24 protein-coding genes are annotated in these 26,514 nt (G+C 73.8%); 13 read left to right on the top strand and 11 right to left on the bottom strand.

Features of this window, described 5'->3' with window-relative positions:
- The first annotated feature begins 115 nt into the window (after positions 1 to 115).
- The 3 genes from thiD to H2O74_RS05125 all read left to right on the top strand — a co-directional run bounded on the left by thiD (position 116) and on the right by H2O74_RS05125 (position 2,939).
- A complete protein-coding gene (gene thiD / locus H2O74_RS05135) occupies positions 116 to 907 on the top strand; it encodes a bifunctional hydroxymethylpyrimidine kinase/phosphomethylpyrimidine kinase (protein ID WP_182113424.1) in 792 nt (263 codons plus the stop codon).
- Between the two features lie 97 nt (positions 908 to 1,004).
- Complete coding sequence (locus H2O74_RS05130; protein ID WP_182113423.1) at positions 1,005 to 2,471, top strand: APC family permease; 1,467 nt, start codon at positions 1,005 to 1,007, stop codon at positions 2,469 to 2,471.
- A 3-nt stretch (positions 2,472 to 2,474) separates the two neighbouring features.
- Entirely contained in the window at positions 2,475 to 2,939 is a 465-nt protein-coding gene (locus H2O74_RS05125) for a universal stress protein (protein WP_182113422.1), read from the top strand.
- Between the two features lie 60 nt (positions 2,940 to 2,999).
- On the opposite strand, the gene H2O74_RS05120 is transcribed toward H2O74_RS05125, so the two are convergent.
- From H2O74_RS05120 to H2O74_RS05085, 8 genes are all read right to left on the bottom strand, one after another.
- Positions 3,000 to 4,448, bottom strand: coding sequence for a DUF2252 domain-containing protein (locus H2O74_RS05120; RefSeq protein WP_220458023.1), 1,449 nt, complete (start codon positions 4,446 to 4,448; stop codon positions 3,000 to 3,002).
- A gap of 92 nt (positions 4,449 to 4,540) precedes the next feature.
- Positions 4,541 to 5,023 carry a ribose-5-phosphate isomerase gene (locus H2O74_RS05115; protein WP_182113421.1) on the bottom strand — a complete coding sequence of 161 codons (483 nt, stop codon included), beginning with the start codon at positions 5,021 to 5,023 and terminating at the stop codon, positions 4,541 to 4,543.
- Complete coding sequence (locus H2O74_RS05110; protein WP_182113420.1) at positions 5,020 to 6,771, bottom strand: dihydroxyacetone kinase family protein; 1,752 nt, start codon at positions 6,769 to 6,771, stop codon at positions 5,020 to 5,022. Before H2O74_RS05110 ends, H2O74_RS05115 begins: the two co-directional genes overlap by 4 nt.
- On the bottom strand, positions 6,768 to 7,655 hold the full coding sequence (locus H2O74_RS05105) for an NAD(P)-dependent oxidoreductase (RefSeq protein WP_182113419.1): 888 nt from the start codon (positions 7,653 to 7,655) through the stop codon (positions 6,768 to 6,770). The genes H2O74_RS05110 and H2O74_RS05105 overlap by 4 nt, the downstream gene beginning before the upstream one ends.
- Positions 7,652 to 8,620, bottom strand: a complete 969-nt coding sequence (locus tag H2O74_RS05100; protein WP_182113418.1) for a sugar phosphate isomerase/epimerase — start codon at positions 8,618 to 8,620, stop codon at positions 7,652 to 7,654. Before H2O74_RS05100 ends, H2O74_RS05105 begins: the two co-directional genes overlap by 4 nt.
- A gap of 29 nt (positions 8,621 to 8,649) precedes the next feature.
- A complete protein-coding gene (locus H2O74_RS05095) occupies positions 8,650 to 9,537 on the bottom strand; it encodes a carbohydrate ABC transporter permease (RefSeq protein WP_182113417.1) in 888 nt (295 codons plus the stop codon).
- The gene (locus H2O74_RS05090; RefSeq protein WP_182113416.1) at positions 9,537 to 10,454 is read right to left on the bottom strand and encodes a carbohydrate ABC transporter permease; all 918 of its coding nucleotides are present in this window, start codon (positions 10,452 to 10,454) and stop codon (positions 9,537 to 9,539) included. Before H2O74_RS05090 ends, H2O74_RS05095 begins: the two co-directional genes overlap by 1 nt.
- On the bottom strand, positions 10,451 to 11,800 hold the full coding sequence (locus H2O74_RS05085) for an ABC transporter substrate-binding protein (protein ID WP_182113415.1): 1,350 nt from the start codon (positions 11,798 to 11,800) through the stop codon (positions 10,451 to 10,453). Before H2O74_RS05085 ends, H2O74_RS05090 begins: the two co-directional genes overlap by 4 nt.
- 187 nt (positions 11,801 to 11,987) lie before the next feature.
- Between H2O74_RS05085 and H2O74_RS05080 the strand changes: the two genes are divergently transcribed.
- Genes H2O74_RS05080 through H2O74_RS05050 form a run of 7 tightly spaced genes read left to right on the top strand, consistent with a single transcriptional unit; the run spans position 11,988 to position 20,114 of the window.
- Positions 11,988 to 13,037, top strand: coding sequence for a LacI family DNA-binding transcriptional regulator (locus H2O74_RS05080; RefSeq protein ID WP_182113414.1), 1,050 nt, complete (start codon positions 11,988 to 11,990; stop codon positions 13,035 to 13,037).
- A gap of 2 nt (positions 13,038 to 13,039) precedes the next feature.
- A complete protein-coding gene (locus H2O74_RS05075) occupies positions 13,040 to 15,388 on the top strand; it encodes a beta-glucosidase (RefSeq protein WP_255491795.1) in 2,349 nt (782 codons plus the stop codon).
- A 35-nt stretch (positions 15,389 to 15,423) separates the two neighbouring features.
- Positions 15,424 to 16,785, top strand: a complete 1,362-nt coding sequence (locus H2O74_RS05070; RefSeq protein ID WP_182113413.1) for an MFS transporter — start codon at positions 15,424 to 15,426, stop codon at positions 16,783 to 16,785.
- Positions 16,786 to 16,836: 51 nt separating this feature from the next.
- A complete protein-coding gene (locus tag H2O74_RS05065; RefSeq protein ID WP_182113412.1) occupies positions 16,837 to 18,039 on the top strand; it encodes an SHOCT domain-containing protein in 1,203 nt (400 codons plus the stop codon).
- A 10-nt stretch (positions 18,040 to 18,049) separates the two neighbouring features.
- On the top strand, positions 18,050 to 19,336 hold the full coding sequence (locus H2O74_RS05060; protein WP_220458022.1) for a TFIIB-type zinc ribbon-containing protein: 1,287 nt from the start codon (positions 18,050 to 18,052) through the stop codon (positions 19,334 to 19,336).
- Between the two features lie 2 nt (positions 19,337 to 19,338).
- Positions 19,339 to 19,662, top strand: a complete 324-nt coding sequence (locus H2O74_RS05055; protein ID WP_182113411.1) for a growth/differentiation factor — start codon at positions 19,339 to 19,341, stop codon at positions 19,660 to 19,662.
- A 50-nt stretch (positions 19,663 to 19,712) separates the two neighbouring features.
- Positions 19,713 to 20,114 (top strand): hypothetical protein, encoded by a 402-nt coding sequence (locus H2O74_RS05050; RefSeq protein ID WP_182113410.1) that lies wholly within the window; start codon positions 19,713 to 19,715, stop codon positions 20,112 to 20,114.
- A 6-nt stretch (positions 20,115 to 20,120) separates the two neighbouring features.
- On the opposite strand, the gene H2O74_RS05045 is transcribed toward H2O74_RS05050, so the two are convergent.
- Entirely contained in the window at positions 20,121 to 20,993 is an 873-nt protein-coding gene (locus tag H2O74_RS05045; protein WP_182113409.1) for a LysR family transcriptional regulator ArgP, read from the bottom strand.
- Positions 20,994 to 21,064: 71 nt separating this feature from the next.
- On the opposite strand from H2O74_RS05045, the gene H2O74_RS05040 reads away from it, so the two are divergent.
- The 3 genes from H2O74_RS05040 to H2O74_RS05030 all read left to right on the top strand — a co-directional run bounded on the left by H2O74_RS05040 (position 21,065) and on the right by H2O74_RS05030 (position 22,893).
- Positions 21,065 to 21,682, top strand: coding sequence for a LysE/ArgO family amino acid transporter (locus H2O74_RS05040; RefSeq protein WP_255491794.1), 618 nt, complete (start codon positions 21,065 to 21,067; stop codon positions 21,680 to 21,682).
- A 75-nt stretch (positions 21,683 to 21,757) separates the two neighbouring features.
- The gene (locus H2O74_RS05035; protein WP_182113408.1) at positions 21,758 to 22,408 is read left to right on the top strand and encodes an MBL fold metallo-hydrolase; all 651 of its coding nucleotides are present in this window, start codon (positions 21,758 to 21,760) and stop codon (positions 22,406 to 22,408) included.
- A gap of 44 nt (positions 22,409 to 22,452) precedes the next feature.
- A complete protein-coding gene (locus tag H2O74_RS05030; protein WP_182113407.1) occupies positions 22,453 to 22,893 on the top strand; it encodes a hypothetical protein in 441 nt (146 codons plus the stop codon).
- Between the two features lie 7 nt (positions 22,894 to 22,900).
- Here H2O74_RS05030 and H2O74_RS05025 read toward each other — a convergent pair whose 3' ends face one another.
- Together H2O74_RS05025 and H2O74_RS05020 are read right to left on the bottom strand one after the other, a co-directional pair.
- Positions 22,901 to 23,233: a YnfA family protein gene (locus tag H2O74_RS05025; RefSeq protein ID WP_182113406.1), complete on the bottom strand. Its 333-nt coding sequence runs from the start codon at positions 23,231 to 23,233 to the stop codon at positions 22,901 to 22,903.
- A 42-nt stretch (positions 23,234 to 23,275) separates the two neighbouring features.
- The gene (locus H2O74_RS05020; RefSeq protein ID WP_182113405.1) at positions 23,276 to 26,449 is read right to left on the bottom strand and encodes an efflux RND transporter permease subunit; all 3,174 of its coding nucleotides are present in this window, start codon (positions 26,447 to 26,449) and stop codon (positions 23,276 to 23,278) included.
- Positions 26,450 to 26,514: the final 65 nt, after the last annotated feature.

The raw sequence follows: 26,514 nt of genomic DNA, 5'->3' as shown, positions 1-26,514 counted from the left end.
CTCGCCAGGTGGCCGGGGTTGGGGTGGACGCGCGGTGGGACGGCGACCGCAGGGACCGCGTCGGCGTGACAGTCTTGGTGGCAGCACGCCGACAGCACACCGACAGGAGTCACCCGTGGTCGACCTCGCGTACGTCATCGCCGGATCCGAGGCCACGGGGGGCGCCGGCATCCAGGCGGACCTGCGGACCTTCCAGGAGCTCGGCGCCTTCGGGCTGGGCACCCTGACCTGCATCGTCTCGTTCGACCCGGCGAACGACTGGGGGCACCGCTTCTTCCCCGTGCCGCCCGAGGTCATCGCGGCCCAGATGGAGGCGGCGACGGCGGCCTACGAGCTGGACATCGTCAAGATCGGGATGCTCGGCACGCCCGCGACGATCGAGGTCGTGGCCGCAGGGCTGCGGCGGCAGCCGTGGCGGCACGTCGTGCTCGACCCGGTGCTGATCTGCAAGGGCCAGGAGCCCGGCGCGGCGCTCGACACCGACAACGCGCTGCGCCAGCACATCCTCCCGCTCGCCACGGTGGTCACGCCCAACCTCTTCGAGACCCGCGCCCTGTCGGGCATGGAGAGCGTCGAGACCGTCGAGCAGCTCACCGAGGCGGCCCGGCGCATCCAGGAGCTCGGTCCGCGGTACGTCGTGGCCAAGGGCGGGGTCGAGCTGCCCGGCGACGACGCCGTCGACGTGCTGCTCGACGGCGACGACGTCACGGTGCTGAGGACGCCGAAGGTCGGTCGCGAGCGCGTCGCGGGGGCCGGCTGCACCCTCGCCGCCGCGATCACCGCGGAGCTCGCGAAGGGCGCCGAGGTCGGCCCGGCGGTCGCGCGGGCGAAGGAGTTCGTGACCGCGGGCATCGAGGGTCGGGTCTCGGGTCGCGCACCGTTCGAGGTGGTCCAGCAGGGCGCCTGACCTCCCTGGGCGCCGCACCCTCGGCGCCGCCGCGATCACGCACGACGTCGTAACCCCGACGACGCGCGCATGTCACACAGATCACCTACGGTCGAGCATGACCACTCCCGCGACGGCGGAAGCCGGGACGCGCAGCGAGCTCAAGCGCTCGATCACCGCGCGGCAGCTGTACTTCTACGTGGTCGGCGACGTGCTCGGCTCGGGCATCTACGTGCTCGTCGGGCTCGTCGCCGCGGCGGTCGGTGGGGCCTTCTGGATGGCCTTCCTCGTCGGCGTCGCGATCGCGGCCGTCACCGGCCTCGCGTACGCCGAGCTCGTCACGAAGTACCCGCAGGCGGCCGGAGCCTCGCTCTACATCAACAAGGCGTTCCGGAACCCGCTGCTGACCTTCTTCATCACGATCTGCATGCTGTCGGCCAACATGGCCGCGGTCGGATCCCTGGCCTCGGGCTTCGTGCGGTACTTCAGCGGCGTGGTGGGGATCCCGGAGGAGTCCGTCTGGGTGGCGGCCGTCGTCGCGCTCGTCTTCGTGGCCGTGATCACCGTCGTCAACCTCATCGGGATCACCGAGTCCGTCGTGGCGAACGTCATCATGACGTTCATCGAGCTCAGCGGCCTGGTCGTCGTCGTCGCGATCGGCGTCATCGCCGTGATGCAGGGTGTCAACGACCCGGGCGTGCTGCTGGAGTTCCGCGCGGAGGGCTCGCCCGTCATCGCCGTGCTCGCCGGCGTCTCCCTCGCCTTCTTCGCCATGACGGGGTTCGAGAACGCCGCCAACGTCGCCGAGGAGACCATCGACCCCTCCCGCGCGTTCCCGCGGGCGCTCATCGGCGGCATGCTCACCGCCGGCGTGGTCTACGTGCTCGTCTCCGTCGCCGCCGCCCTCACCGTCCCCATCGACGAGCTCGCGGGGCAGACGCTGCTCGCGGTGATCGAGGCGGACCTGCTGATCGTCCCCGCCACGGTGATGCTCGTCGTGTTCGGGCTCGTCGCCATGATCGCGATCAGCAACACCGCGCTCGTCACCGTGGTCGCGCAGTCGCGGATCCTGTACGGCATGGCCCGCGAGGGCGTCGTGCCGTCGGTCTTCGCCAAGCTGCACCCCGCGCGCCGCAGCCCGTACGTCGCGCTGATCTTCGGGGCACTCGTCGTCGGCTCCCTGCTGATCATCGGCGCGGCGGTCCGGTCCACCCAGTCCGCCCTGCCCGTCGACGAGCAGCTCGACGTCGTCGACCGCCTCGCGACGGTCACCGTCGTCTTCCTGCTGTTCATCTACGCCCTGGTGATCGTCGCCTGCCTCAGGCTGCGCGGCCGGGACGAGGCCCCGGGGACCTACCGGGCCAACACCCCGCTGCTCATCGCCGGCATCGCCGGCAACCTGCTCGTGCTGGTGTACACGCTGATCGACGACCCGGCGGCGCTGCTGTGGGTCGGCGGGCTGCTCGCCGTCGGCCTGGTGCTGTACCTGCTCAAGAAGTTCCGCGCCGGCAGGCAGCCCGGCCCGGGGGGCACCGGGCAGGCTGCTGTCCCCGGCGCGCCCACCACCACGACGAAGGAGCTCTGACCCATGCACGTCATCGTCGCCACCGACGGCTCGCGGGCCTCGCTGGTCGCGGCCCGGCAGTTCCAGTGGATCGCCGACTCCCGCGAGATCACCGACGTGACGGTCGTGGCCGTGGTCAGTCCCTACGCCGCCGTCCCGTTCGCCAACGACCTGGGTCCGCAGGAGCCGGCCCCGCTCACCGAGCTCAACTTCGTCCGCGAGGCCCGGGCGGCGGTCGACATCGTGGCCGCCGAGTTCGAGGGCTGGGGCCCGCGCATCCACAAGGAGATCCGCAGCGGGTCCCCCGCGCAGGAGATCATCCGCGCCGCGGAGGACGTCGACGCCGACCTCATCTCCCTGGCCTCGGGGAGCCGCGGCCTGACCCGCACCATCCTGCTCGGCAGCACCGCCTCGCGGGTGCAGCACTCCGCGCCGTGCCCGGTGCTGGTGTGCCGCCCGACGCCCAACAGCGAGCGCGCCCTGGGCTGAGGCCGTGGCCGGGCCGCACGGAGCCGGTCCGACCCGGACCCGGCCGCGCACCTCCGCCCGCTAGGGCCGGAAGGCGTTGCCGACCTGGTCCCACGCGCCCTCGGCGGCGGGCAGCGCACCGCGCCGGACGGCACGCAGCAGCTGCGCGTGGTCGAGCTCCGTCTGGTCGGCGTAGGCCCGCGCGAAGCGGACCATGGCCCGGTCGAGCTTGTCGGACCGGCCCGCGTACCCGGCGATCATGGACGCCCCGCTGGTGCGCGCGTGCCCCTTGGCGAGCAGGTGCCCGACGATGCCGGCGTAGTCGGCCAGCGCCGCGGCGTCGATCGCGTCCAGCGGCACGGTGCCCTTCATGTTCCGGAACTGGCGGACGTAGTACTGCCGGTCCCCCGCCGTGGTCCACCCGAGCAACGGGTCGCTCACCGTCTGCAGCGCCTGCTGGTACTCGACCACCCGCTGGCCCTGGTGCGCGTGCCACGCGGAGTCGCCGTGGACGAAGGGCGCCAGCACGGAGCGCCGCGCCTGCTTGAGCTGGAGGAAGAGCACGTCGTCGGGCGCGCTGCCCTCGAGCAGCGCGACGTAGGCGCGCAGCCCGACGCTGCCGACGCCCACCACCTTCTGCGCGAGGTCGACGAGCGTGTACCCCCCGAGCACCCGGCGCCAGTGCGGTGGGAGCGTCTCGAGGTACCCGTCCAGGGCCGCGGCGAGGTGCTCGGCGTCGTCGTCCGGGACGTGGGTGATGAGCGGCGGCTGGTCCACGATCCGCCGCCGCCCCTCGTGCTCGTGCGTGAAGCGCGGAAGCGCGCGGTCGCTCGTCCTGGTCCTCGCGCGGCGGACGGCGCGCTCGATCTCGTCGCGCAGCGTCTTCTCCGTGGCCGTCTCGTGGAGCCGTTCGACGTCGAGCCGGTTGTAGGAGCGCATGAGCAGCGGCTGCTCGGCGAGGAAGTCCACCTCCGCCCGGTACGCCGCCACGCACGAGCGGACGGCGTCGGCGCACTGGTCCTCGCTCGCCGAGTTCTGGCGTCCCGCCACCCAGATGCTCGCCACGAGCCGACGCAGGTCCCACTCCCACGCGCCGGGGTGGGCCTCGTCGAAGTCGTTGAGGTCGATCACCAGCTCGCCCTCGGGCGAGGCGTAGAACCCGAAGTTCCCGAGGTGGGCGTCGCCGCAGATCACCGGCGTGATCCCCGTGGCCGGAAGCCCCGCGACGTCCGCGGCCATGACGACGGCCGTGCCACGCAGGAACCCGTACGGCGAGGTCATCATGCGCGCGACCCGGATCGGGACCAGCTCCGCGAGCCTGCCGTCGTGCGACTCCTGGATCAGCGCGACGGGGTCGCGGCGGTCCGCCGACACCTCCCAGTCCCCGAGCGTGCGCCGGGGCACCTGTCGCCGCAGCCCGCGCCCGATCGCGAACCGCTCGCTGCGCGAGGTCGGGCGCCGGAGCAGCGAGCCGAAGCCCTCGCTCTGCGCCGTGGCGAGCACGGTGTGCCGCCGCGCGTCAGTCGTCACCCGGCCACCTCCGCTCGTCGCCGGTCTCGTTGTACCAGACGACGCGCGGGACGAACGGGTCGAGCGGCGGCCCGACCCGTTCGGCCCCGGGCTCACTCGGCGCGCTGCTCGGCGCCCGCCTCGTCCTCGTAGCCGTCGATCGCCGCGACCTTCTCGGCCGAGGCCGACGCCGGGTCGAAGGCGTGGTCGAGCCACTCGGTCACGAGGCGCTTGGCGAGCTCCACGCCGATGACCCGCTGCCCCAGGCACAGCACCTGCGCGTTGTTCGACTTCACGGACCGCTCGACCGAATAGCTGTCGTGCGCCGTCACCGCGCGGATCCCCGGCACCTTGTTCGCCGCGATGGCGACGCCGAGCCCCGTCCCGCAGACCAGCAGCGCCCGGTCCGCCCCGCCCGCGGCCACGCGCCTCGCGGCCTCGACGGCGACGTGGGGGTACGCCGTCACCTCGCCCTGGCGCACGCCGACGTCCTCGACCGACGCGACGCGGGCGTCGGCACGCAGCAGGTCCGCGAGCACGTCCTTGTAGGTGAGCCCGGCATCGTCGGACCCGACGACCACCCGCCAGCCGGTCATCGCCCCTCCCCCGCCTCGGCCACGGGACGTGCCAACGCGTCGACGACGAGGGCGAACGACGTCGCCCCCGGATCGGGCCAGCCCACGCTGCGCTCGGCGAGCGGGCGTGCGCGCCCGACGCGCGGGCGCAGGTCCGCGGTCGCCTCCGCGGCCTCGAGCGCAGTCGGCGCCGCGGCCGCCCACGCGTCGAGCACCCCCGCCCCGCCGTCGGCGGCCAGCGCGAGCGCCTCCGCGAAGGGCAGGGCGGCGTCGAGCAGGGTCTTGTCCCCGAGCGAGGCGCCGCCCAGCGTCGCGACCGCGTCGAGGCCCGCACGCACGGCGGCGGTCACGTCGGCGGCGGACGGGCCGATCGCCTCCGCGGCGGCCACGAGCGCGGAGCCCCACAGCACCCCGGACGTGCCTCCCGCCCGGTCGGCCCACGCACGGCCCGCAGCCACGAGCGCCGCGCGCCCGCCCTCGCCGGCCTCGGCGGCGGCCTCGGCGGCGCGGTGGGCGTGCGTGAGGCCCCGGACCATGCCCCGGCCGTGGTCGCCGTCGCCGGCGACCGCGTCGAGCTCGGCCAGGCGCGCCTCCGCGTCCGTGACCGCACCCAGCGCGACCGCCAGGTGCTGGACCACCGCGCGGGCGAGCACGCGCTCCGCCTCGGTGACGGCGGCCGCCGGGGCGCCGTCGGACCCGGGCGTGGGCCGGCCGGCCGTCGCCGCGACCGGAGCGGGTCGCGCCACCGCGGCCGCCCGCGACGCCGACGTCGTGGTCGGCACGGCCCCGCGCCGCAGCGCCGGGGTGTCGACGGGTGCCGTCCAGTGCCGCTCGAGCTCGTCGTCCAGCCACATCAGCGTCAGCGAGCAGCCCGCCATGTCGAGGCTGGTGACCAGCTCCCCCGCCTCGGGCGCGACGACCTCGAGGCCCGCCCGGCCGAGGGCCCGGCGCACGGTGCGCCACAGCACGAAGAGCTCCTCGTACTTGGTCCGGCCCAGCCCGTTGAGGAGCGCCGTCACCCGGGTCCCGGCGTCCGGCGGCGCCTCCTGCAGCAGCCGCTCGACGAAGAGCTCGCCGAGCTCGGCGGCGGTCATGACGGGCATCTCCCCGATGCCCGGCTCGCCGTGGATACCCACCCCGAGCCCCACCGTGCCCTCGGCGACCCGGAAGAGCGGCTCGCTCGTCCCGGGCATGGTGCAGCCGTCGAACGCCACGCCGAGCGTGCGCGTCCGGGCGTTCGCGCGCTCCGCGAGCGCCACGACACCCGCGAGGTCGTGGCCGTGCTCCGCCGCGCTGGACGCGACCTTGAACACCGTGAGGTCGCCCGCGATCCCGCGCCGGTCGGCCTCCTGCGGCGCGCTGGCCACGTCATCCGTCACGACGAGGAACTCCGCCGGGATCCCGGCGGCGACGAGCTGGTCGCGCGCGAGCGTGAAGTTCATGACGTCGCCCGCGTAGTTGCCCGTGAGCAGCACGACGCCGGCGCCGCCCGAGCTCTCGCGTGCCACCGAGACGGCGTCGGCGGTCGAGGGTGACGTGAAGACGTTGCCGACGACGGCGCCGTCGGCCAGGCCGGGCCCGACGAGACCGCAGAAGGCGGGGTAGTGCCCCGAGCCTCCCCCGACGACGACGGCGACCTTGCCGGGCGTCGGGCCCGCGGCGCGGACCACCCCGCCGGGCACGAGCCGGACGTAGGAGGGGTAGAGGTCGACGAAGCCCTCGAGCATGTCCTCCGCGAAGGTCGCCGGGTCGTCTGCGAGCGGTCTCATCGGGTGCCCTCCGCGCTGGTGAGGATGGTCGAGATCACCGAGTCGTCGGCGGCGTGCAGGCCGGCCGCGAGGCCGACGCGGTAGAGCTGCTCGGCCGCACCGGCGACCGGCGTCGCGACCTTGAGCTCCCGGGCGAGGTCGCCGACGATGCCCATGTCCTTGGCGATGACGTCGAGCCGCGACCGGGTCGGGGGCACCTCCCCGCGCAGCTGCGCGGCGATCCGGGGGCCGCGGTCGGCCAGCATGAAGGACGCCGCGGCGCCCTGGCCGAGCACGTCGACGGCGGCGTCGAGGTCGAGCCCCAGCCGCTGCGCCAGGGCCAGCGCCTCGGCGGCCGCGGCGGTGTGGATGCCGCACAGCAGCTGGTTGACCGTCTTCATGTCCTGCCCGGCGCCGACGCCGCCCAGCGGGACGAGGGTCGACGCGAGGGCGTCGAGCACGGGCCGCGCCAGCTCGAGCGCCGCGTCGTCCGCCCCCACCATGATCAGCAGGTCCCCGGCACCCGCCCGCACCGGACCGCCGGAGACCGGCGCGTCCACGGTCGCGACACCCGCCGCCGCGAGCTCCGCGGCGGCTGCCCGCACCGCGGCGGCGCCGACGGTCGAGGTGACGACGACGACGGCGCCGGCGCGCAGGCCCGTGCCCGCGCCGTCGGGACCGAGCACCGCGCGCAGCTGGGCGCCGTCGCGCACCCCCACCACGACGACGTCGGCGGCCTCGCACGCCTCGCGGGCGCTGGGGGCGGGCCGGACGCCGCCCTCGGCGGCGAGCGCGAGACGCTCGGCACTGAGGTCGAAGCCCGTCACGTCCATGGTCCGCGCGAGCCAGGTGGCCATGGGCAGGCCCATGGCGCCGAGCCCGAGGACGGCGACCCGGGTGGTCATCGCGTCACCCCCGCGCGCGTCCGGGCCAGCACCGCGTCGCGCGCCTCGCCGGTGGCGACGGCGAGCAGGCGGCGCAGGTACCGGGCGTTCATGGCCGAGACCGAGAGCCCGTCGCCGCCGTAGTGCTCGACGCAGAAGGGACCGGTGAAGCCGGCGTCGAGCGCGACCGCCACCGCCCGGCGGTAGCTGACGGACCCGAGCTCCATCGGCGCCGGCAGGGTCACGACCGCGCCGCTGGACGGGTCCTCGTCGCGGTAGTAGCTCTTCACGTGCCAGTAGTTCGAGACCGGCAGGCACAGGCGCACCGCGGCGTCGAAGTCCTCGATCTCCCGGTGCAGGCGGAAGACGTTCCCGAGGTCGGGGTTGAGGCCGACGGCCGCGTGGTCGATGTCCTGGACCAGGCGGACGGCGGACTCGGCGGTGCCCAGCAGCGTGTCCTCGTACATCTCCAGCGAGAGCTCGAGCCCGACGTCGGCGGCGTGCTCCCCGAGCTCGCGCAGCCGGTCCACCGCGAGCTGCCAGGTGTCCCGGTCGGTCGCGTCGACCGGGCCCTGGGCCGTCCAGAACCAGAACGCCTCCCGCTGGCCGGGCAGCAGCGGCCGGTGCAGGCCGACGCTGACCACCGAGCAGCCCAGCTCCGCCGCGGCGTCGATGGTGCGGTGGGAGTAGGCGAGGTTGTCGGCGCCCTGCTCCGGGTCGATGACGCTGCGCCGGATCGCCGACAGGGCGGCCGGCGCCAGGCCGGTCGCCCGGAGCGCGTCCTTGAGCTCGTCCAGGCGGGCGGGCTCGAGGTCGCCCGCCCGGACCCACGAGTCGGTGACGTCGACGTGGTCGAAGCCCTCGAACGCGACCTCCGCGAGCTGGTCGACCCACTGCTCGGCGGGGGCGTCCTGCGACGGCGGGAACGGCAGCATGGCGGCCGCGATCGGCCAGCTCTCGGCGGTGGGTCGGGGACCTGCGGGCATCGATGCTCCTCGGGGGTCGTGGGGCTCGGTCACTTGCCGAACCCCGCGGTCAGGCCGGCGACGAGCTGGCGCCGGCCGAAGACGTAGAGCGTGAGCGGAGGCAGGGCCGAGAGCACGACGGCCGCCATCATCGCCGGCACGTTGATCGTGAGCTCGCCCTGGAACGTCCACAGTGCCAGGGGCAGCGTGCGCGTACCAGGGCTCTGCGTGAGGACCAGCGGGAAGAGGAAGTTGTTCCACACGTTCACGCCGTTGTAGATCGCGGTCGTCAGGATGGCCGGCTTGCTCAGCGGCAGCACGAGCCGCCAGAGGATCCGCCACTCCCCCGCACCGTCGAGCCGCATCGACTCGAAGAGCTCGCCGGGGATGTCGCGCATGAAGCTGCAGAAGATGATCACGGTGATGGGGATGGCGAACGCGGCCGACGGCAGGACCACCGCCGTGAGGCTGTCGTAGAGCCCGAGCTTGGTGATCATGTAGAAGATCGGGATGATCGCCGACTGCACCGGGATCGCGAGGCCGAGCAGGAACAGCGAGAACGCGCGGCGGGCCAGCGGCCGCGAGCTGCGCACGATCGTGTACGCCGCCAAGAGCGAGACGAAGACGGTCAGCGCGACGGCGGCGACGGTGACGATCCCCGAGTTGAGGAAGTACCGCGCGAAGCCCAGCTCGAACACCACGAGGTAGTTGTCGAGCGAGGGCTCGGCGGGCAGCGCGAGCGGGTGGTCGCCGAAGAAGTCCTGCTGCGTGCGCAGGCTCGTGATGAGCACCCAGTAGATCGGCACCAGCACGACGACGAGCCAGACCAGCGCGCCGACGCCTCCCGGCCAGTTGACCCGCCACGACGGCGCGCGGCGCCCGGTGGGTGCCGGCGCCCGCTCGGACGTGCGGGGGGCGGCCTCGTCGACGACGGTCATCAGAGCCCCTCCTGCTGGCTCTGCATGCGCGAGAACCCGGAGAACCTGGTCAGGGCGAGGGACAGCAGGAGGCCGATGACGGCCAGCACCGCGGCGATGGCGCTGGCCTTGCCCATCTCGGTCGCCTGGAAGCCCGTGAGGTACATGTGCAGCGGCAGGATCCGGGTGGCGTCGCCCGGGCCCCCGCCGGTGAGGACGAAGACGAGGTCGAAGTAGGTCAGGGAGCCGACGAGCACGAGCACCGACGACGTGACGATCGTGTACTTCAGCTGCGGCAGCGTGATCGACCGGAACTGCTGCAGGGTGCTGGCCCCGTCCATCGCGGCCGCCTCGTACAGCGACCGCGGGATCTGCCGCACCCCGGCCTGGTAGAGCAGCGTGTGCAGGGGGACGAAGTGCCACGCGACGATGACGACGACGGCCGCGAGCGCGGTCCGCGGGTCACCGAGCCACGCGTGGGACAGCGGGCCGGCCGGCGCCGTGCTGGTCAGCCCGAAGTTCGGGTCCAGGAGGTTCTTCCAGGTCAGCCCGACGGCCGCCGACGACAGCAGGAGCGGCAGGAAGTAGGCCACCCCGACCACCGCCCGGCTGCGCCTGCCCCCGGCCAGGTAGACGCCGAGCAGCAGGCTCAGCGGCGTCTGGACGACCCACGAGCCGACCATGACCAGCAGGCTGAGCCGGATCGTGTGCCACGTGACCGGGTCGGAGTAGACGTCCCGCCAGTTGTCGAAGCCCGTCCAGGCCGGCACGCCCAGGCCGTTCCACGACGTCAGGGACAGCCCGATCGCGCCCAGCAGCGGCACGACGGCGAACGTGACGAACAGGAGGGCGGCCGGGGCCAGCAGCCACAGCGACGGCCCGGCGTGCGGGAGCGCGGTCCTGCCGCGCTCCCGCACGGCCTGTGCGGGAGCGCTCATTCGATGGTGGCGTTCATCGTCTCGGCGAACTGCTCCGGGGTGATCTGCAGCAGGAACACCTGGTCCAGCGCCGTCTTGAGCGCCTCGCCCTGCGCGGGCGAGAGCGCCTGGTCGAGCGAGAGCTGGAAGTGCGGCGCCTCGGCGACGAGGTCGAAGACGAAGCCGGGGTACTCGTCGTCGCTCTCGGCGATGAGGTCCTCGGCCGTTGTGACCCCCGGGACCGCCGAGCGTCCGACGATCTCGCCGGTGTACTCCTCGTTCATCACCTGCTCCTCGAGGAAGGCCAGCGCGGTGGCCTGCTCCTCGTCGGACGCCGCCGTCGTGATGGACCAGTAGTTCGACGGGTTGCCGGTGAGGTTCGCGGGGTCGCCCGCGCCGCCGTCGACCGCCGGGAAGGGGACGTAGCCCATCGACCCGGACTCGGCGAACTCCGGCGCGGTCTTCGCGATGTTCGAGTACGCCTGGCTCAGCATGACGAGCATGGCCGCCTTGTCGGTGTAGAGCAGGGCGTCCGCGGCGCCGCTCTCGTAGGAGATCGAGGAGAAGTTCTCCACGAAGCCCCCGGCCTCCACGAGGTCCTGGATCATCGTGACCGCCTCGAGCACGGCGGGGTCGGACCACGCGTCGGGCTCGTTCGCCGCGACGGCGTCCCAGACCTCGGGCCCGCCGACCCGGTCGACCAGGTACGCCAGGTACGGCAGCTGCGGCCACTTGCTCTGGCCCGCCAGCGCCAGCGGCGCGACGCCCGCCTCGGTGAACGTGGGCACGAGGTCCATGAGGTCGTCCCACGTGGCCGGCGGCTCCGCCCCGACCTGCTCGAAGACGTCCTTGTTGTAGAGCAGCACGACCGGCTGCATGTTGTTGATCGGGACGCCGTAGACCTCGCCGTCGAACGTCACGCCCCCGAGGGTGGCGGGCAGGTACCGGTCGATGATCTCCGGCGTGTCCGCGGCGAGGTCCGAGAGCGACTCGACGAGGTCCTGCTCCACGAAGGCCTCGAGCCCGCCGCCGCCCCAGCTGTAGATCATGGTGGGCCCCTCGCCGGCCCCCAGGGCGACGCGGAGCTTGTCCTTGTACCCGTTGTCGGGGAAGAGCTGGAGCTCGATGGGTGCGTCGGGGTGGTCGGCGTTCCACCGCTCCACCGCGGCGACGTAGGTGTCCGACTGCGAGCTCTCGACCGCCCAGACGACGGCCCCGCCGCCCGCGGAGTCACCCGCGGCTGCCTCGGGCTCGCTGCTCTGGCCAAGCTCGGGTGTGGCGCCGGAACCACAGGCCGCCAGGAGCAGGGCTGCGACGACGCCGCCCGTCACCGCGGCGGCCTGGCGCGTGCGTGTGTGCCTCAACATGGCGTCTCTCCACTTCGTCGTGGCGAAAACTTTTCGGACCTTCGTCGAAACGCTTGCACAGTACGACGACGCGGCAGCCGTGTAAATAGTCCGCTTCGGCCGAGACCGGACGGCCTGAGGCGGCCGGCCCACGCTTTGATGTTTTCGGTGCCGTGGGTACAGTCGCGTCGAACCTTGGAGGACCGCGGTGACCAAGCCCAACGGTGCGCGCCCGAACCTGTCCGCCGTCGCGGCCCACGCGGGGGTCTCCGTCGCGACGGCGTCGAAGGTCGTCCACGGGCGTCCGGACGTCGCGGCGACCACGCGCGAGCGCGTCGAGCGCGCGATCACCCAGCTCGGCTACAAGACGCCGGCGGGCCGGCGCTCGGCAGGTCAACGGACCGTCGAGCTCATGGTCGACGTGCTCAACAGCGCCTACGCGATGGAGGTCCTCCGCGGGGCGACCCTCGCCGCCGAGGAGCACGGGGTCGACATCGTCGTGGGCCGCTTCCTGCGCCGGACGCCGGACGGCGCGGCGGAGTCCAGCACGGCCTGGACCCAGCGCCTCGCCGCGTCGGGACGCCTGGGCGCGATCGTCCTGACCGCGGGCCTCGGCCCCGAGGTCTACGGCAGCATCGTCCACGCGCGGCTGCCGGTGGTCGTGATCGACCCGCTCGACTTCACGCATCCCGACGTCGTCTCCGTCGGCTCGACGAACTGGCTGGGCGGTCGGACCGCCGCCGAGCACCTCCTGAGCCTGGGCCACACCCGGCTCGCGGTGGTCGCCGGGCCGGCGCAGTCCATGAGCGCCGTCGCGCGGCTCGACGGCTTCCGCTCGGCCTGCGCCCAGGCGGGCATCGAGCTGGTCGCGGGCCACGCGCAGCAGGTGGGGTTCAACCTCGAGGAGGCCGAGCACGTCGCGTGGACGTGGCTGCAGCGACCCGACCGCCCGACCGGCATCCTCGCGTCGAGCGACGTGCAGGCCATGGGCGTCCTGCAGGCCGCCCGGCGGGTGGGGTTGTCCGTGCCGCGCGACGTCAGCGTCGTCTCGTACGACGACACGCCCGTGGCCGGCTGGGCGAGCCCGCCGCTGACCGCCGTGCGACAGCCGCTGCAGGAGATCGGCCGGCGCGCGCTGCACACGGTCCTGCGCGTGCACGACGGCGTCCCGCTCGACTCGAACCACATCGAGATCGCCACGTCCCTCGTGGTCCGCGACTCCACGACGCACCCGCCGCTGCCCAACCGGAAGGTCTGACCGTGCCCCACGAGACGGAGCGGCCGGCCGCGACCACCTGGCACGACGCCGACCTGCCGGCGGAGCGACGCGTCGCGTCGCTGCTCGCGGCGATGTCGCTCGAGGAGAAGGTGGGCCAGCTCGGCGGCTACTGGTTCGACACGCGGGGGCCGGGCGAGGTGATCGCCCCGATGCAGGACACGCTCGGCGCCAACCGCCCCGCGTTCGACGACGCGGCGGCCCAGGGCCTGGGCCACCTCACCCGCGTCGTCGGGACCGAGCCGGTGCCGGCGGACGAGGGCGCGGCCAAGCTCGCGGGCGTCCAGGCGCGCCTCGCCCGCGCGAGCCGTCTGGGCCTGCCCGCGATCGCGCACGAGGAGTGCCTCACCGGCGTGGCGGCGCTCGGCGCGACGGTGTACCCGATCCCCCTCGCGTGGGGCGCGACCTTCCACCCCGAGCTGGTCGAGGAGGTCGGCGCCGCGATCGGGCGCGACCTGCGCCGCCTCGGCGTGCACCAGGGCCTGGCCCCCGTGATGGACGTCGTCCGCGACTACCGGTGGGGCCGGGTCGAGGAGACCATCGGCGAGGACCCGTACACCGTGGGGACCATCGGCGCCGCGTACGTGCGCGGCATGGAGTCCACCGGGACGGTCGCCACGCTCAAGCACTTCGTCGGCTACTCGGCGTCCCGGTCGGCGCGCAACCACGCGCCGGTCTCGGTGGGCCGCCGCGAGCTCGCCGACGTGCTGCTGCCACCGTTCGAGATGGCGCTGCGCGAGGGCGGCGCCCGCTCCGTGATGAACTCCTACTCGGCGATCGACGAGGTGCCCGTCGGCGCCTCCGAGGAGCTGCTCACGTCGGTGCTGCGCGACGCGTGGGGGTTCACCGGCACGGTCGTCTCGGACTACTGGGCGGTCGCGTTCCTCGCCACGACCCACGGGGTGGCGGCCGACGTCGCCGAGGCGGGCGCGCTCGCCCTGCGTGCCGGGATCGACGTCGAGCTCCCGGACGTGGCCGGCTACGGGAGCCGGCTGGTCGAGCAGGTGCGCTCGGGCGCCGTCGCCGAGGAGCTCGTCGACCGGGCGGCCCGGCGGGTGCTGCACCAGAAGCTCGAGCTGGGGCTGCTCGACGCGACGCCGCCGACCACGGACGCGGCGGGCCCGATCGACCTGGACAGCCCGGCGAACCGGCTGCTGGCCCGGACCGTGGCCGAGCAGTCGATCGTCCTGCTGCACAACGCAGCCGGGGTGCTCCCGCTCGGCGACGGCCCGGCCCGCGTGGCCCTCGTCGGCCCGCTGGCGCAGGACCCCCGCACGCTGATGGGCTGCTACTCCTACCCGGTGCACGTGCTGCCGCGGCATCCCGAGCTGGGTCTGGGCATCGAGGTCCCCACGATCGCCGAGGCGCTCGCGGCGGAGCTCCCGGCGGCGGCGTGGGCCGTCGAACGCGGCTGCGACGTGCTCGGGACCGACCGGGCGGGCATCGCGGCCGCGGTCGCGGCGGCGCGGGACGCCGACGTGTGCGTCCTGACCGTGGGCGACCGCTCGGGGATGTTCGGCCGCGGCAGCTCGGGCGAGGGGTGCGACGCGGCGGACCTGCGCCTGCCGGGCGTGCAGGACGAGCTCGTGGACGCCGTCCTGGCGACCGGGACACCGACGGTCCTCGTGGTCGTGTCCGGGCGGCCCTACGCGCTGGGCGCCCACGCCCCGCGGGCCGCGGCCGTCGTGCAGGCGTTCATGCCGGGCGAGGAGGGGGCGTCCGCGATCGCGGGCGTGCTGTCCGGACGCATCAACCCCAGCGGCAAGCTGCCGGTCCAGGTGCCGGCCGTCGCGACGAGCGGACCGCAGACGTACCTCGGCAGCCTCCTGACCCGCCAGGTCGACCGGATCAGCAACCTCGACCTCACGCCCGCCTACCCCTTCGGCCACGGCCTGTCGTACACGCAGTTCCGCTACGGCGACCTCCGCGTCACCCACGAGGACGTCCCGACCGACGGCGCCGTGGAGCTGACCGTCGAGCTCAGCAACGTCGGGCCTCGCGCGGGCGCCGAGGTGGTCCAGCTGTACCTGAGCGACCCTGTCGCCCAGGTGAATCGGCCGGTCCGGCAGCTGGTGGGGTACCGCCGGGTCGAGCTGGCGCCGGGCGAGAGCGCCGTGGTCTCGTTCACCGTCCACGCCGACCTCAGCTCCTTCACGGGGATCCGGGGCGAGCGCGTGGTGGAGCCCGGCACCCTGACGTTCATGGCGGGCGGCTCCAGCGAGGGCGACTGGCCCCGCGCCGGGGTCCGGCTCACCGGACCGTGCCGGACCGTCGACCACGCCCGCGTCCTGCGCTCCGAGTCCACCGTGCGGAGCGGCGCGGCCGCCCGCTGACCCGCGGCAGGGCTGCCAGGCGGCATGCTGGCGGCATGAGACGTCCACCGCGGCTCGACGCCCGCAGCACGGGCGTGCTGATCCTCAGCAACGTGCTCGGGGGCGTCGGCATCGCCTCGGGTGCGGCGGTCGGCGGGCTGCTGGCCGAGCAGCTGGGGGGCACGTCGATCGCCGGGGTGGCGCAGGCGGCCAGCGTCCTCGGTGCGGCGGTGGCCGCCATCCCCCTGGCCGGCCTGGCGGCGCGCCGGGGCCGCCGCTGGTCGCTCGCGACCGGCTACGCGATCGCGCTGCTGGGCGCCGTGCTCGTCGTGGCGTCCGCTGTCGTCTCGCAGGTCGTCGTCCTGTTCCTCGGCCTGGGGTGCTTCGGCGTCGCCCAGGCCGCGAACCTCCAGTCCCGCTACGCCGCCGCCGACGGGGTCGCGCCCGCGACCCGCGGTCGCGTCATGTCGATCGTGCTCTGGGCGACGACGATCGGCTCCGTCGCCGGCCCGAACCTCAGCGCGGTCGGCGCGGACCTCGGCGTGCGCGTGGGGATCCCCGGGCTCGCGGGGCCGTACCTCTTCTCCGTGCTCGCGTTCGCCTCGGCGTCCCTCGTGGTGGCCTCGCTCTTCCGCGCCGCCGCACCCGGCGCCGCCGGACCCGTCGACGCTGCTCCGGCCGACGCTGGTCCGGCCGACGCCGCGCACGCCGCGCCTGCGGGGACCTCGGCGGTCGTCGGACCACCGTCGGTCGGCGCCCTCGCGGCGGTGGCCCGCGCCGGCCGGGACCCCGTGCTGCGGTTCGCCGTCGCGCTCCTCGCCCTGGCGCACGCGGCGATGGTCATGGTCATGGTCATGACCCCCCTGCACATGAAGCACGGCGGCATGTCACTGGAGGTCGTCGGCGTCGTCATCAGCCTGCACGTCCTCGGGATGTTCGCGCTCAGCCCCGTGTTCGGGTGGCTGGCGGACCGCTGGGGAGCGCTCCGCCTGGCGGCAGGCGGCCTGGCCGTCCTCGCCGTGGCGGTGACTCTGGGCTTCGTCGCCGCCGCGCGCCCGGAGAGCAGCGCGCTGACCGCGATCGCGCTCGTCGTCCTTGGCCTGGGCTGGTCGGCCAGCGTCATCGCGGCGTCGTCGGTCCTGGCGACAGCACCCCTCGATCTGCGGCTCCCGCTCCAGGGCGCCACCGACGCCGGCATGAACTACGCGGGGGCCGGGGCGGCCGCGTTGGCCGGGCCGATCCTCGCGGCCGGCGGCTTCCGCGGCGTGAACCTCGCCGCGGCCGTCCTCCTCGTGCCGGCACTCGCCCTGCTGCTGGGGGCGCTCGGCGCAGGTCCGGGTCCGGGCACGCTCGCGGTACCGGTGACGCGCCGGTTCTCACCCCGTCGCACCCGAGATGGTCAAGAAACGATCATGTAGAGTTCGAAGGTCCGGCGCTTGGCCCCGACGCACGTCACGTGGAGGAATCGGATGGGTTTCATCAAGGCCTTCTCGGGAGCAGTCGGCGGCATGCTGGCCGACCAGTGGCAGGACTTCCTGGCTCCCCCGGCGCACCTCGCACCGACGGCAGCGATCTTCCCGGCCGTCCCGCAGGGCCAGAACGCCGGCCGCGGATCGAACACCAAGGCGTCCGAGAACATCATCACCAACGGCAGCCGGATCCTGGTGCCCGAGGGCTACGGTCTCCTCACGTTCCAGGACGGCCAGCTGACGGGCCTCGTCGCCGAGCCGGGCGGGTTCGTCTACACGTCCGAGGACCCCAACTCGCAGTCGATCTTCGCGGGCGACGGCATCCTCAGCCCCACGGTCACCATGTCGTGGGAGCGGTTCAAGTTCGGCGGTCGTCCGGGGACCCAGCAGCTCGCGTTCTACGTGAACCTCAAGGAGATCCCGAACAACCGCTTCGGCACCCAGTCGGAGATCTACTGGGACGACGCCTACCTCGGCGCGCAGGTCGGCGCGATCACCCGCGGCTCCTACTCGCTGCGGATCGTGGACCCGATCCTCCTGGTCAAGCAGTTCGTGCCCCTGACGTACCTCAGCGCCGGTGCGCGGGCCTTCGACTTCTCGGACCTCGACAACCCGGCCGCCAGCCAGCTCTTCAACGAGGTCGTCGGGTCGCTCGCGGCGGCGTTCTCGATCTACACGAACGACCCCAGCAAGGGGAACCGGATCGCGCGGATCCAGAGCGACTCGGTCGGGTTCGCGCAGTCCCTGGCGCTGGCGGTCGAAGAGGGCTACCAGTGGACGACCGCGCGCGGCATCACGATCGTCAAGGTCGCGATCCAGGCGATCGAGTACGACGAGGACACCCGCGCCCTGCTCAGCGACGTCAAGAAGGCCGACGCCCTCGGCGGCGCCCGCGGCAACTCCTTCATGCAGCAGGCCGCCGCGCGCGGGTTCCAGGCCGCCGGCGAGAACGGCGGCGGGGACGGGATGGCCTTCCTCGGCATGGGCGTCAACGCGGCGGCCGGCGCGGCCGGCGCGCTGCAGCAGCCGAACGTCCCGCACGCCACGCCCCAGCAGCCGCAGGACACGCCGCCCCCGCCCCCGCCGGCCCCCGCCGCGGAGGACCCCGTCGCGAAGCTGACCCAGCTCAAGACGATGCTCGACCAGGGCCTGATCACGGACGCCGACTACGAGGCCGCCAAGGCCAAGGTCCTCGGCCTCTAGGGCCCCGGGCATGGACCAGCGCGACCCCGCGGGCTCCGCCGCGCCACCGCCACCGCCGCCACCGCCGCCTCCCGCGGCGGCAGCGGGCGCGCGCGCGGCGGTCCCCCCACCCCCGCCGCCCCCGCCGGGCCCGCGCGTCGTGCGGACGGACGAGGGCGCCGTCGACGGGCTGACCCGGTGCGAGCGCTGCGGCTCGACGGAGATCTCGCTCAACGTGGCGACGGGTCGCCTGCGCTGCAGCTACTGCCGCTACGAGTGGCAGGGCCCCAGCGCGCTCGCGACGTCGGACCTGAACAGCCCGATCGGCGAGCTGTCCGGGGTCGTCATCGGCTCCGGCTCGGCCGACATCATCCCCTCGACCGACGAGGTCCTGACCTTCAAGTGCTCGGCCTGCGGCGCCGAGGTGGTCATCGACACGAACGAGAGCACGCAGGCGCGGTGCCACTGGTGCCGCAACACGCTCTCGATGAACCAGCAGGTGCCCAACGGGGCGGTCCCGGACATGGTCCTGCCGTTCCGGGTGCCCAAGGACGACGCCGTCGCCCGCATCGCCGAGTTCGTCAAGAAGCGCACCTTCTTCGCGCACCCGGTCTTCAAGCGGGAGTTCAACCCCGAGAACGTCATGGGCGTGTACCTGCCGTACATGGTGGTCGACGTCAACGCCCGCGCGAGCCTCGCGGGCCAGGGTGAGCACCAGACGCGCTCGTACACGGTCAAGAGCGGCGACAGCCGGCGACGGGTCTACGACGCGGACGTGTACGACGTCGTGCGCGACTTCACCGTCCACATCGACGACCTCACCGTGGAGTCGTCGCGGGCGCGGCTCGACAAGGACGCGTCGCGGAACACCAACAACATCATCAACTCGATCCTGCCGTTCGACGTCGAGAACGCCGTCCGCTACGACTCCAACTACCTCTCGGGCTTCCACTCCGAGCGGCGCGACAGCAACGTCGCGGACCTGACCCCGGTCGCGACCGTCCAGGCGCAGGACGTCGCGCGGCACGCGGCCAACCAGACACTCGAGTTCTACGACCGCGGGGTCCGTTGGGACCACGAGCGGGTCGACGTCGTCGGCCAGCGCTGGGTCTCCGCCTACCTGCCCGTCTGGCTCTACAGCTACCAGCAGCGCAAGTCGAACGGCCGGTCGTTCCTGCACTACGTCGCCGTCAACGCGCGCACGGGCGAGACCATGGGCAGCGTCCCGGTGAACCAGCCCAAGCTGCTCGCGGTGGCGGGCGTCGTCCAGGTGGTCGGCACGATCCTGTTCGCGCTCATCATGCTGACGGGAGGGTGAGCGTGGGACTCGCAGTGATGACGGTGGCGACGCAGGTGCTCGCCTCGAGCGGTTCGTCCGACAGCGACCCGCGGGCCTGGGGCCTGCTCCTGCTCCTCGCGGGACCGGCCTTCTACATCTCGATGTACCTGCGGTACCGGAACACGGACAAGCGCCACAAGCACGAGATCGAGACCCGCGCGACGCTGCACGACGTGCGCGCGTCCGACACCTTCCACAAGTCCCTCACGCGACTGTCGAACGCGCGGATGAACGGCGCCAACAACACGGAGGTCCGCGGCGCACGCACCGGACTCGCGGCGTCGCTGGGCCTCGACAACAACTAGCGGGCCGTCGTCCCTGTGGGGCGGCCGACGTCCGCGAGTAGCCTCGCGGCATGGCGCGCTACGTCATCGATGCCCCGACCCTGCTGCACCTCGTCGACACGGGGGCGGCCGTCGGTCCCGACGTGCAGCTCGTGGCGCCGGGCCGCATCCGGTCGGAGGCCCTGGAGCTGCTGCTGCGCGACGTCGAGTCGGGAGCCCGCACGGAGCGCGCCGCGCTCCAGACCCACGAGGCGGTGACCGAGCTGAAGATGCGTCTGCTCAGCGACCGCGTCTCGCGCCGCGTCTCCTGGCAGATCGCTCGCGCGCAGGGCTGGCCGACGCTGCGCGACGCCGAGTACCTGGCGGTGGCGCGCCTCCATGGCGACGCGCTGGTCACGGTGGACCCGGCGCTCGCGGCCAGGGCCCACGACGTCGTCCCCGTCGCACCGCTGCAGGTGCTCGCGGGCGCGTGATCGCACTCAGCGAGCGAGGTGACGCCGGGCCGCCACGGTGATCGCGGACGCCACGCGGTCGAGCGGCTCCGACCGGAGCCTCCACTGCTGCCAGTGCAGCACGACGTCGATCGTCGCCGCGGGATCCAGGCGGACCAGCGCCCCGTCGTCCCCCTGCGCGTCGGGCAGCATGCCCCAGCCCATGCCCAGGCGGACCGCCGCCAGGAAGTCCGCGGACGAGGGGATGTAGTGGAGGGGCGGCTGCACCCCGGGGGCCAGCCTCCCGCGCAGGTAGCGGTGCTGGAGCTCGTCCTTGCGGTCGAAGACCACCACGGGCGCGACGGCGAGCGCCTCGCCGGTCGGGCCGTCCGGGAACCAGCGCTCGACGAAGCCGGGAGCCGCCGTCGGCCGGTACCGCATGGTGCCCAGCCGCGTGACCGAGCAGCCCGGAACCGGCTCGGGGTCCGAGGTGATCGCGCCGACGACGGCTCCCGAGCGCACGAGCGCGGCCGTGTGCCCCTCGTCGTCGAGGCGCAGGTCGAAGGCGACGCGGCCGCTCAGCGGGGCGAGGGCCGCGAGCACCCACGTGCCCAGCGAGTCGGCGTTGACGGCGATCGGCAGCGTCGGAACGGTCCGCTCGGCACCGCTGCCCAGCTCGGCGAGCGTGTCGTCGGTGAGCAGCTCGATCTGGCGCGCCAGCCGGAGCAGGACCTCGCCCGACTCGGTGGGGCGCACCGGCCTGCTGCGCACGAGCAGCACGCGGCCCGTCGCCACCTCGAGGGCGCGCAGGCGCTGACTGATCGCCGACGGGGTCACGTGCAGGGCGCGGGCGGCGGCCTCCAGTGTCCCCTCCGAGACCGCGGCGCGCAGGGCCCGGAGCTGGGCGAGGTCGAGGTCCATGAACAGCGATGCTAATGGTTGTTCAGGAATCTGAACTTCCACTTCAGGATGGCCGACCGTACGGTCGTGACGTGCTCCCCGACCTCCTCGCCGCGCTCTCGGGCCTCGGCCTCGGCCTGTCGCTGATCGTCGCCATCGGCGCGCAGAACGCGTTCGTGCTGCGCCAGGGACTGCGTCGCCAGCACGTCGGCGCCGTCGTGCTCGTGTGCGCGCTGTCCGACGCCGTCCTGATCGCGGCGGGCGTGGCCGGTGCCGGTGCGGTGGTCCAGGACCGGCCGTGGCTGCTCGACGTCGTCCGGTACGCCGGCGCCGCGTTCCTCCTCGGCTACGGCGTGGTCGCCGCGCGGCGCGCCCTGACCGAGCAGGGGCTGGTCCCCGAGGACGGGGCGGCGCGGACCTCGCTCGCGGCCACCGTCACGACGGCGCTCGCGCTCACGTGGCTGAATCCCCACGTCTACCTCGACACCGTCGTGCTGCTCGGCGTGGTCGCGCAGGGCCACCCGGGACGGCAGTGGTGGTTCGCGGCCGGGGCCGCGCTGGGCAGCGTGCTGTGGTTCACGGCCCTCGGCTACGGGGCCGCCCTGCTGCGACCGGTGTTCGCCAGGCCGCGGGCCTGGCGCGTGCTGGACGGCGTCATCGCGCTCGTGATGCTCGCCCTCGCCGTCTCGCTGCTGGTCAGCACCCTCTGAGCCGCGCCCCACCCGGGCGACGTGGCTACCGTGGCACCGAGGGCCGGTCCGGCCACGGTGAGCCCGGAGGATGCCATGCAGCTCGTCAAGCACGTCCACTCGTGCATCGCCCTGGACCACGCGGGAGAGCGCGTCGTCCTGGACCCGGGGACCTTCGGGTCCGCGGACGTCATCGGCACGACGCACGCCGTGCTCGTGACGCACGGCCACGCCGACCATGTCGACGTCGAACGGCTGCGCGCCGCGCTCTCGGCCGATTCCGCGCTCGAGGTCTGGACGACGACGCCCGTGGCGCAGCAGCTGGACGCGCCGGGGCGGGTGCACGTCGTCCAGCACGGCGACGCCTTCGCCGTCCCGGGGTTCGACGTGCGCGTGGTCGGCGCCGAGCACGCGCCGATCCACCCCGACGTCCCGGCGCCGCCGAACGTGGGCTTCGTCGTCAGCGCCGGCGGCGTCTCGGTGTTCCACCCCGGCGACGCGCTCACGGTCCCCGACGTGCCGGTCGACGTGCTGCTCGTCCCGCTCTTCGCGCCGTGGACCCGCCTGGCCGACCTCGTGGACTGGATCCGCGAGGTCCGGCCGGGACGCGCCATCGGCGTGCACGACGCGGGCCTGAACGACGACGTCGGGCAGAAGATGGTCAGCGGCTTCCTCGGGCAGAGCGGGCCCGGGACCGGCGTCCCGTTCGTGCGGGTCCCGGTGGGGTCCGTGGTCGCGCTGCCCTGAGTCCCGGCGGGTGCGTGCTGCGACCGGCCGACCTAACCTCAGGCATGACCGATCCCGCGCCGTCGTCCTCCGTCCCGCGCACGCTCGGGCGCCTGGGCCTGGGTGCCGCGCTCCTGGTGGCCGGCACCGGCCACCTGCGCAACCCCGACGAGTTCCTCGCTCAGGTGCCCCCGTTCTTCCCGGCGCGCGAGGCCGTCGTGAGCGTCTCCGGCTACGTCGAGCTCGCGATGGGCGCGGCACTGGTCCTCGCCCGGCGGCGGCGCACGACGGTCGGCTGGGTCGTCGCGGCGTTCTTCGTCGCCGTGTTCCCCGGGAACCTCTCGCAGCTCGCGACGCGCACCGACGCCTTCGGCCTCGACACGGACCTCAAGCGCGCCGTCCGCCTCGTCTTCCAGCCGCTCCTGGTCGTCTGGGCCCTGTGGTCGACGGACGCCTGGCGCCAGTGGCGGCGACGGCGTGCGGCCCGCCCGGACGTCGCCGCCTAGCTCGTGGTCAGCCGCGCGGCGCGTACATGATCACGGCCACGCCCAGCAGGCAGATCGCCGCGCCGACGACGTCCCACCGGTCCGGCTGGAACCTGTCGACCACGACGCCCCAGGCGAGCGAGCCCGCGACGAAGATGCCGCCGTAGGCCGCGAGGATGCGCCCGAAGCTCGCGTCCGGCTGCAGCGTCGCCACGAAGCCGTACAGCCCCAGGGCGACGACGCCCGCGCCGATCCACAGGACGCCGCGGTGCTCGCGCACGCCCTGCCAGACGAGCCAGGCGCCGCCGATCTCGGCCAGCGCGGCGACGGCGAACAGCAGGAGCGAGCGCAGCACGGTCATGCCGGGCAGTCTGCCCGGCACGACGACCGGAGCCGTGCGGCCCTACTCGGCAGCGCGCCGCCCGCGCCGCCGCGGCGCGTCGGTGCCCTCGTCCGCGCGGAGCGCCGCCGCGGCCGCGGCCTCGGCCTCCCCGGCCGCCACGAGCGCCGCGACCCGGCGGGTCTCGCCGCGTCGCGCCTGGAGGGTGTAGAGCACCGGGACCACGATGAGGGTCAGCAGCGTCGAGGACAGCAGGCCGCCGATGACCACGAGGGCCAGCGGGCGCGAGATGAACGCGCCGCCGCCCGTGATGCCCAGCGCCATCGGGACGAGCGCGAAGATCGTCGCGGCGGCCGTCATGACGATCGGCCGCAGCCGCTTGCGCGCGCCCTCGGTGACCGCGTCGGCCAGGCTGCGCCCGCGCTCGCGGTACTGGTTGATGAGGTCGATGAGCACGATCGCGTTCGACACCACGACGCCGACCAGCATGAGCATGCCGATCAGGGCCGGGACGCCGAGCGGCGTGTCCGTGACCAGCAGCGCGATGAGCGCGCCGGTCGCGGCGAACGGCACCGACACCAGCAGGATGAGCGGCTGCACGAGGCTGTTGAACGTCGCCACCATGACGATGAAGACGATGGCGATCGCGAGCACCAGCGCGAGCCCGAGGTCCGCGAACGCGTCCTCCTGGTCCGCCGCGACGCCCCCGAGCGTCACGCTCGCACCGGCCGGCAGGTCGAGGTCCGCGACGGCCTCGTCGAGCGCCGTGGAGAGCGTGCCGATGTCCTGCCCCTCGGGCGTGACGGCGACGGTGGCGCTGCGCTCGCCGTCGACCCGGGTGATCGCCGACGGCACCTCGACGACCTCGACCTGCGCGACCTGGCCGAGCGTGGTCATGCCCTGCGCACCGGTCAGGGGCAGCAGCGAGAGCTGCTCGACCGTCGTGGCCGGTGTGCCCAGCTCAGCACGCACCGAGACGGGACCGTCCCCCAGGTCCACGGTCCCCACCGGGATCGGGTTCATGGCGCCGGCGACGGCCTGCGCCACCTGGCTCTCGGTCAGTCCGGCGCGCGCCGCCGCGTCCCGGTCGATCGTCACGTCGACGATCTCCTGGTCGCTGCCGAGGTTGCTCGTCGCGGCCAGCACGCCGTCGACGTCGGCCGCCGCCTCCTGCACGAGCTCGGCGGCCTCGGTGAGCGCCTCGAGGTCCTCCGCGGTGACGACGAGGTCGACGGTCGAGCTGCCGAAGGCCGCCTCGCCCCCCGAGACGGAGACGTCCGTCGTCCGCTCGCCACCGAGCCCGTCCACGGCCTGGCGGACCGACTCCTGGGCGGCCACGCCGTCGACGTCGGGGTCGAGCGTGACGGCGAAGGACGCGGAGAGCCCGCCGCCACCGCCGAAGACCGCGGCCAGGCCGCCACCGCCGACGGTCGTCTGGACCGTCTCGACCTCGTCGAGCGCGCCGAGAGCCTCCTCGATCTCGCGCGCCGCCTCGTCCTGCGCCTCGAGCGAGGTGCCCGGCGAGAACTCCTGCGTGACGGTGACGGTGTCCTGGCCGGTGTCGCCGAGCAGGTTCGTCTCCAGGCGCGGGACCAGCGCCAGCGTGCCGGCGAGCACGACGACGGCGACGCCGAGCGTGACCCACGGGTGGCGCAGCGACGCCGCGAGCGTCGGCACGTACGCGCGCTGCCACAGTCCGCGCCGCTCCTTGGCCTCGGCCTCCTCGCGCGCCCGGTCCAGGGCCGCGCCGTCGACCGAGCGGGGGGCACGGATGAACCAGTACGCGAGGACCGGCACGATCGTGAGCGCGACGAACAGCGAGGCGCCCATCGCGATCGCGACGGTCATCGCGAACGGCCGGAACAGCTCGCCGACCATGCCGCCGACCAGCCCGATCGGCACGAACACCGCGACGGTCGCGACGGTCGACGCGGTGATCGCACCGCCGACCTCGCGCACCGCCGTGAGGATGGCCGACGTCTTCGCCTCGCCGTACGACAGGTGCCGCTTGATGTTCTCGATGACGACGATGGAGTCGTCGACGACGCGGCCGATCGAGATCGTCAGCGCGGCCAGCGTGAGCAGGTTGAGCGTGTACCCCGTGACGCGCATGACGGTGAACGCCACGAGCAGCGAGAGCGGGATGGAGACGGCCGAGACCAGCGTCGATCGCAGCGACGCGAGGAACAGCAGGATGACGACGACGGCGAACACGAGCCCGAGCAGGCCCTCCGTCGCCAGGCCCTCGATGGACTCCTCGATGAACGGGGCCTGGTCGAAGACCACGCTCACGCGCACGTCGTCCTGCTCCAGGACCTCCCGCACCTCGGCGATCGCGTCCTGCACCGCGTGGGAGACGTCCACGGTGTTGCCCGCAGGCGTCTTGGTGATGGCGACGGCGAGCGCGGGGTCCCCGTCGAGCCGGGAGAACGACGTCGCCGCCTCGACGCCGTCGACCACCTCGGCGACCTGGGACAGCGCGACGACCCCGCCGGTCGCCGTCGTGAGCGGCAGCGCCGCGAGCTCCTCGACGCTCGCGAGCGGGGTGCCCACCTCGACGGAGAAGGTCTGGTCGCCGTCCGAGACGGTGCCGGCGGGCAGCGTGACGCCGTTGGCATCGAGCACGCCGAGGACCGCGTCGGGGGTCACGCCCAGCGCGAGCATCGCCGGGACGTCGACGTCGAGCGTGATCTCCTGCGCGGCGACGCCCGTGACGTCGACCGAGCGCACGTCGTCGATCTCCTCCAGGCGCGGCACGAGCACGCCCTCGACCGCCGCCGCGAGCGCCGCGTCGTCGGCGCCGCCGGCGACCGCGAGCTGCACCACGGGCAGGTCGTCCACCGACCCCGTGACCACCTGCGGCTCGACGTCGGCCGGCAGCCCGCTGCGCGTGCCGGTGACCGCGCTCGTCAGCTGCTGCGCCGCCAGGTCCATGTCGGTGCCGTACTCGAACATCACCGTCGTGACGGACAGCGCGGTGGAGGACGTCGAGGAGATCTCCTCGACCCCCCGCACGCCCCGCGCCGCGAGCTCGACCGGCTCGGTCACCTGCTCCTCGACGACGTCGGGCGACGAGCCCGGGTACACCGCGAGGACGACGGCCGCCGGCACCTGCACCGACGGGATGAGCTCCTGCTTGAGGGCGCCGAGGCTGACGACCCCCAGGACGGTGACGGCCACGGTGATGAGCGCGGTGACGGCGCGCATGCGCAGGGAGAGCCGGGCAAGACGGTGCACAGGGGGTCCTCGGGACGAGCCGGTGGGGGGCGACCGCGTCATCGCGGGTGCTCAGCCTACGTTCG

The sequence above is a fragment of the Actinotalea sp. JY-7876 genome (assembly GCF_014042015.1).
Lineage (GTDB): Bacteria > Actinomycetota > Actinomycetes > Actinomycetales > Cellulomonadaceae > Actinotalea.
This window is presented reverse-complemented; position numbering and strand designations above follow the sequence as displayed.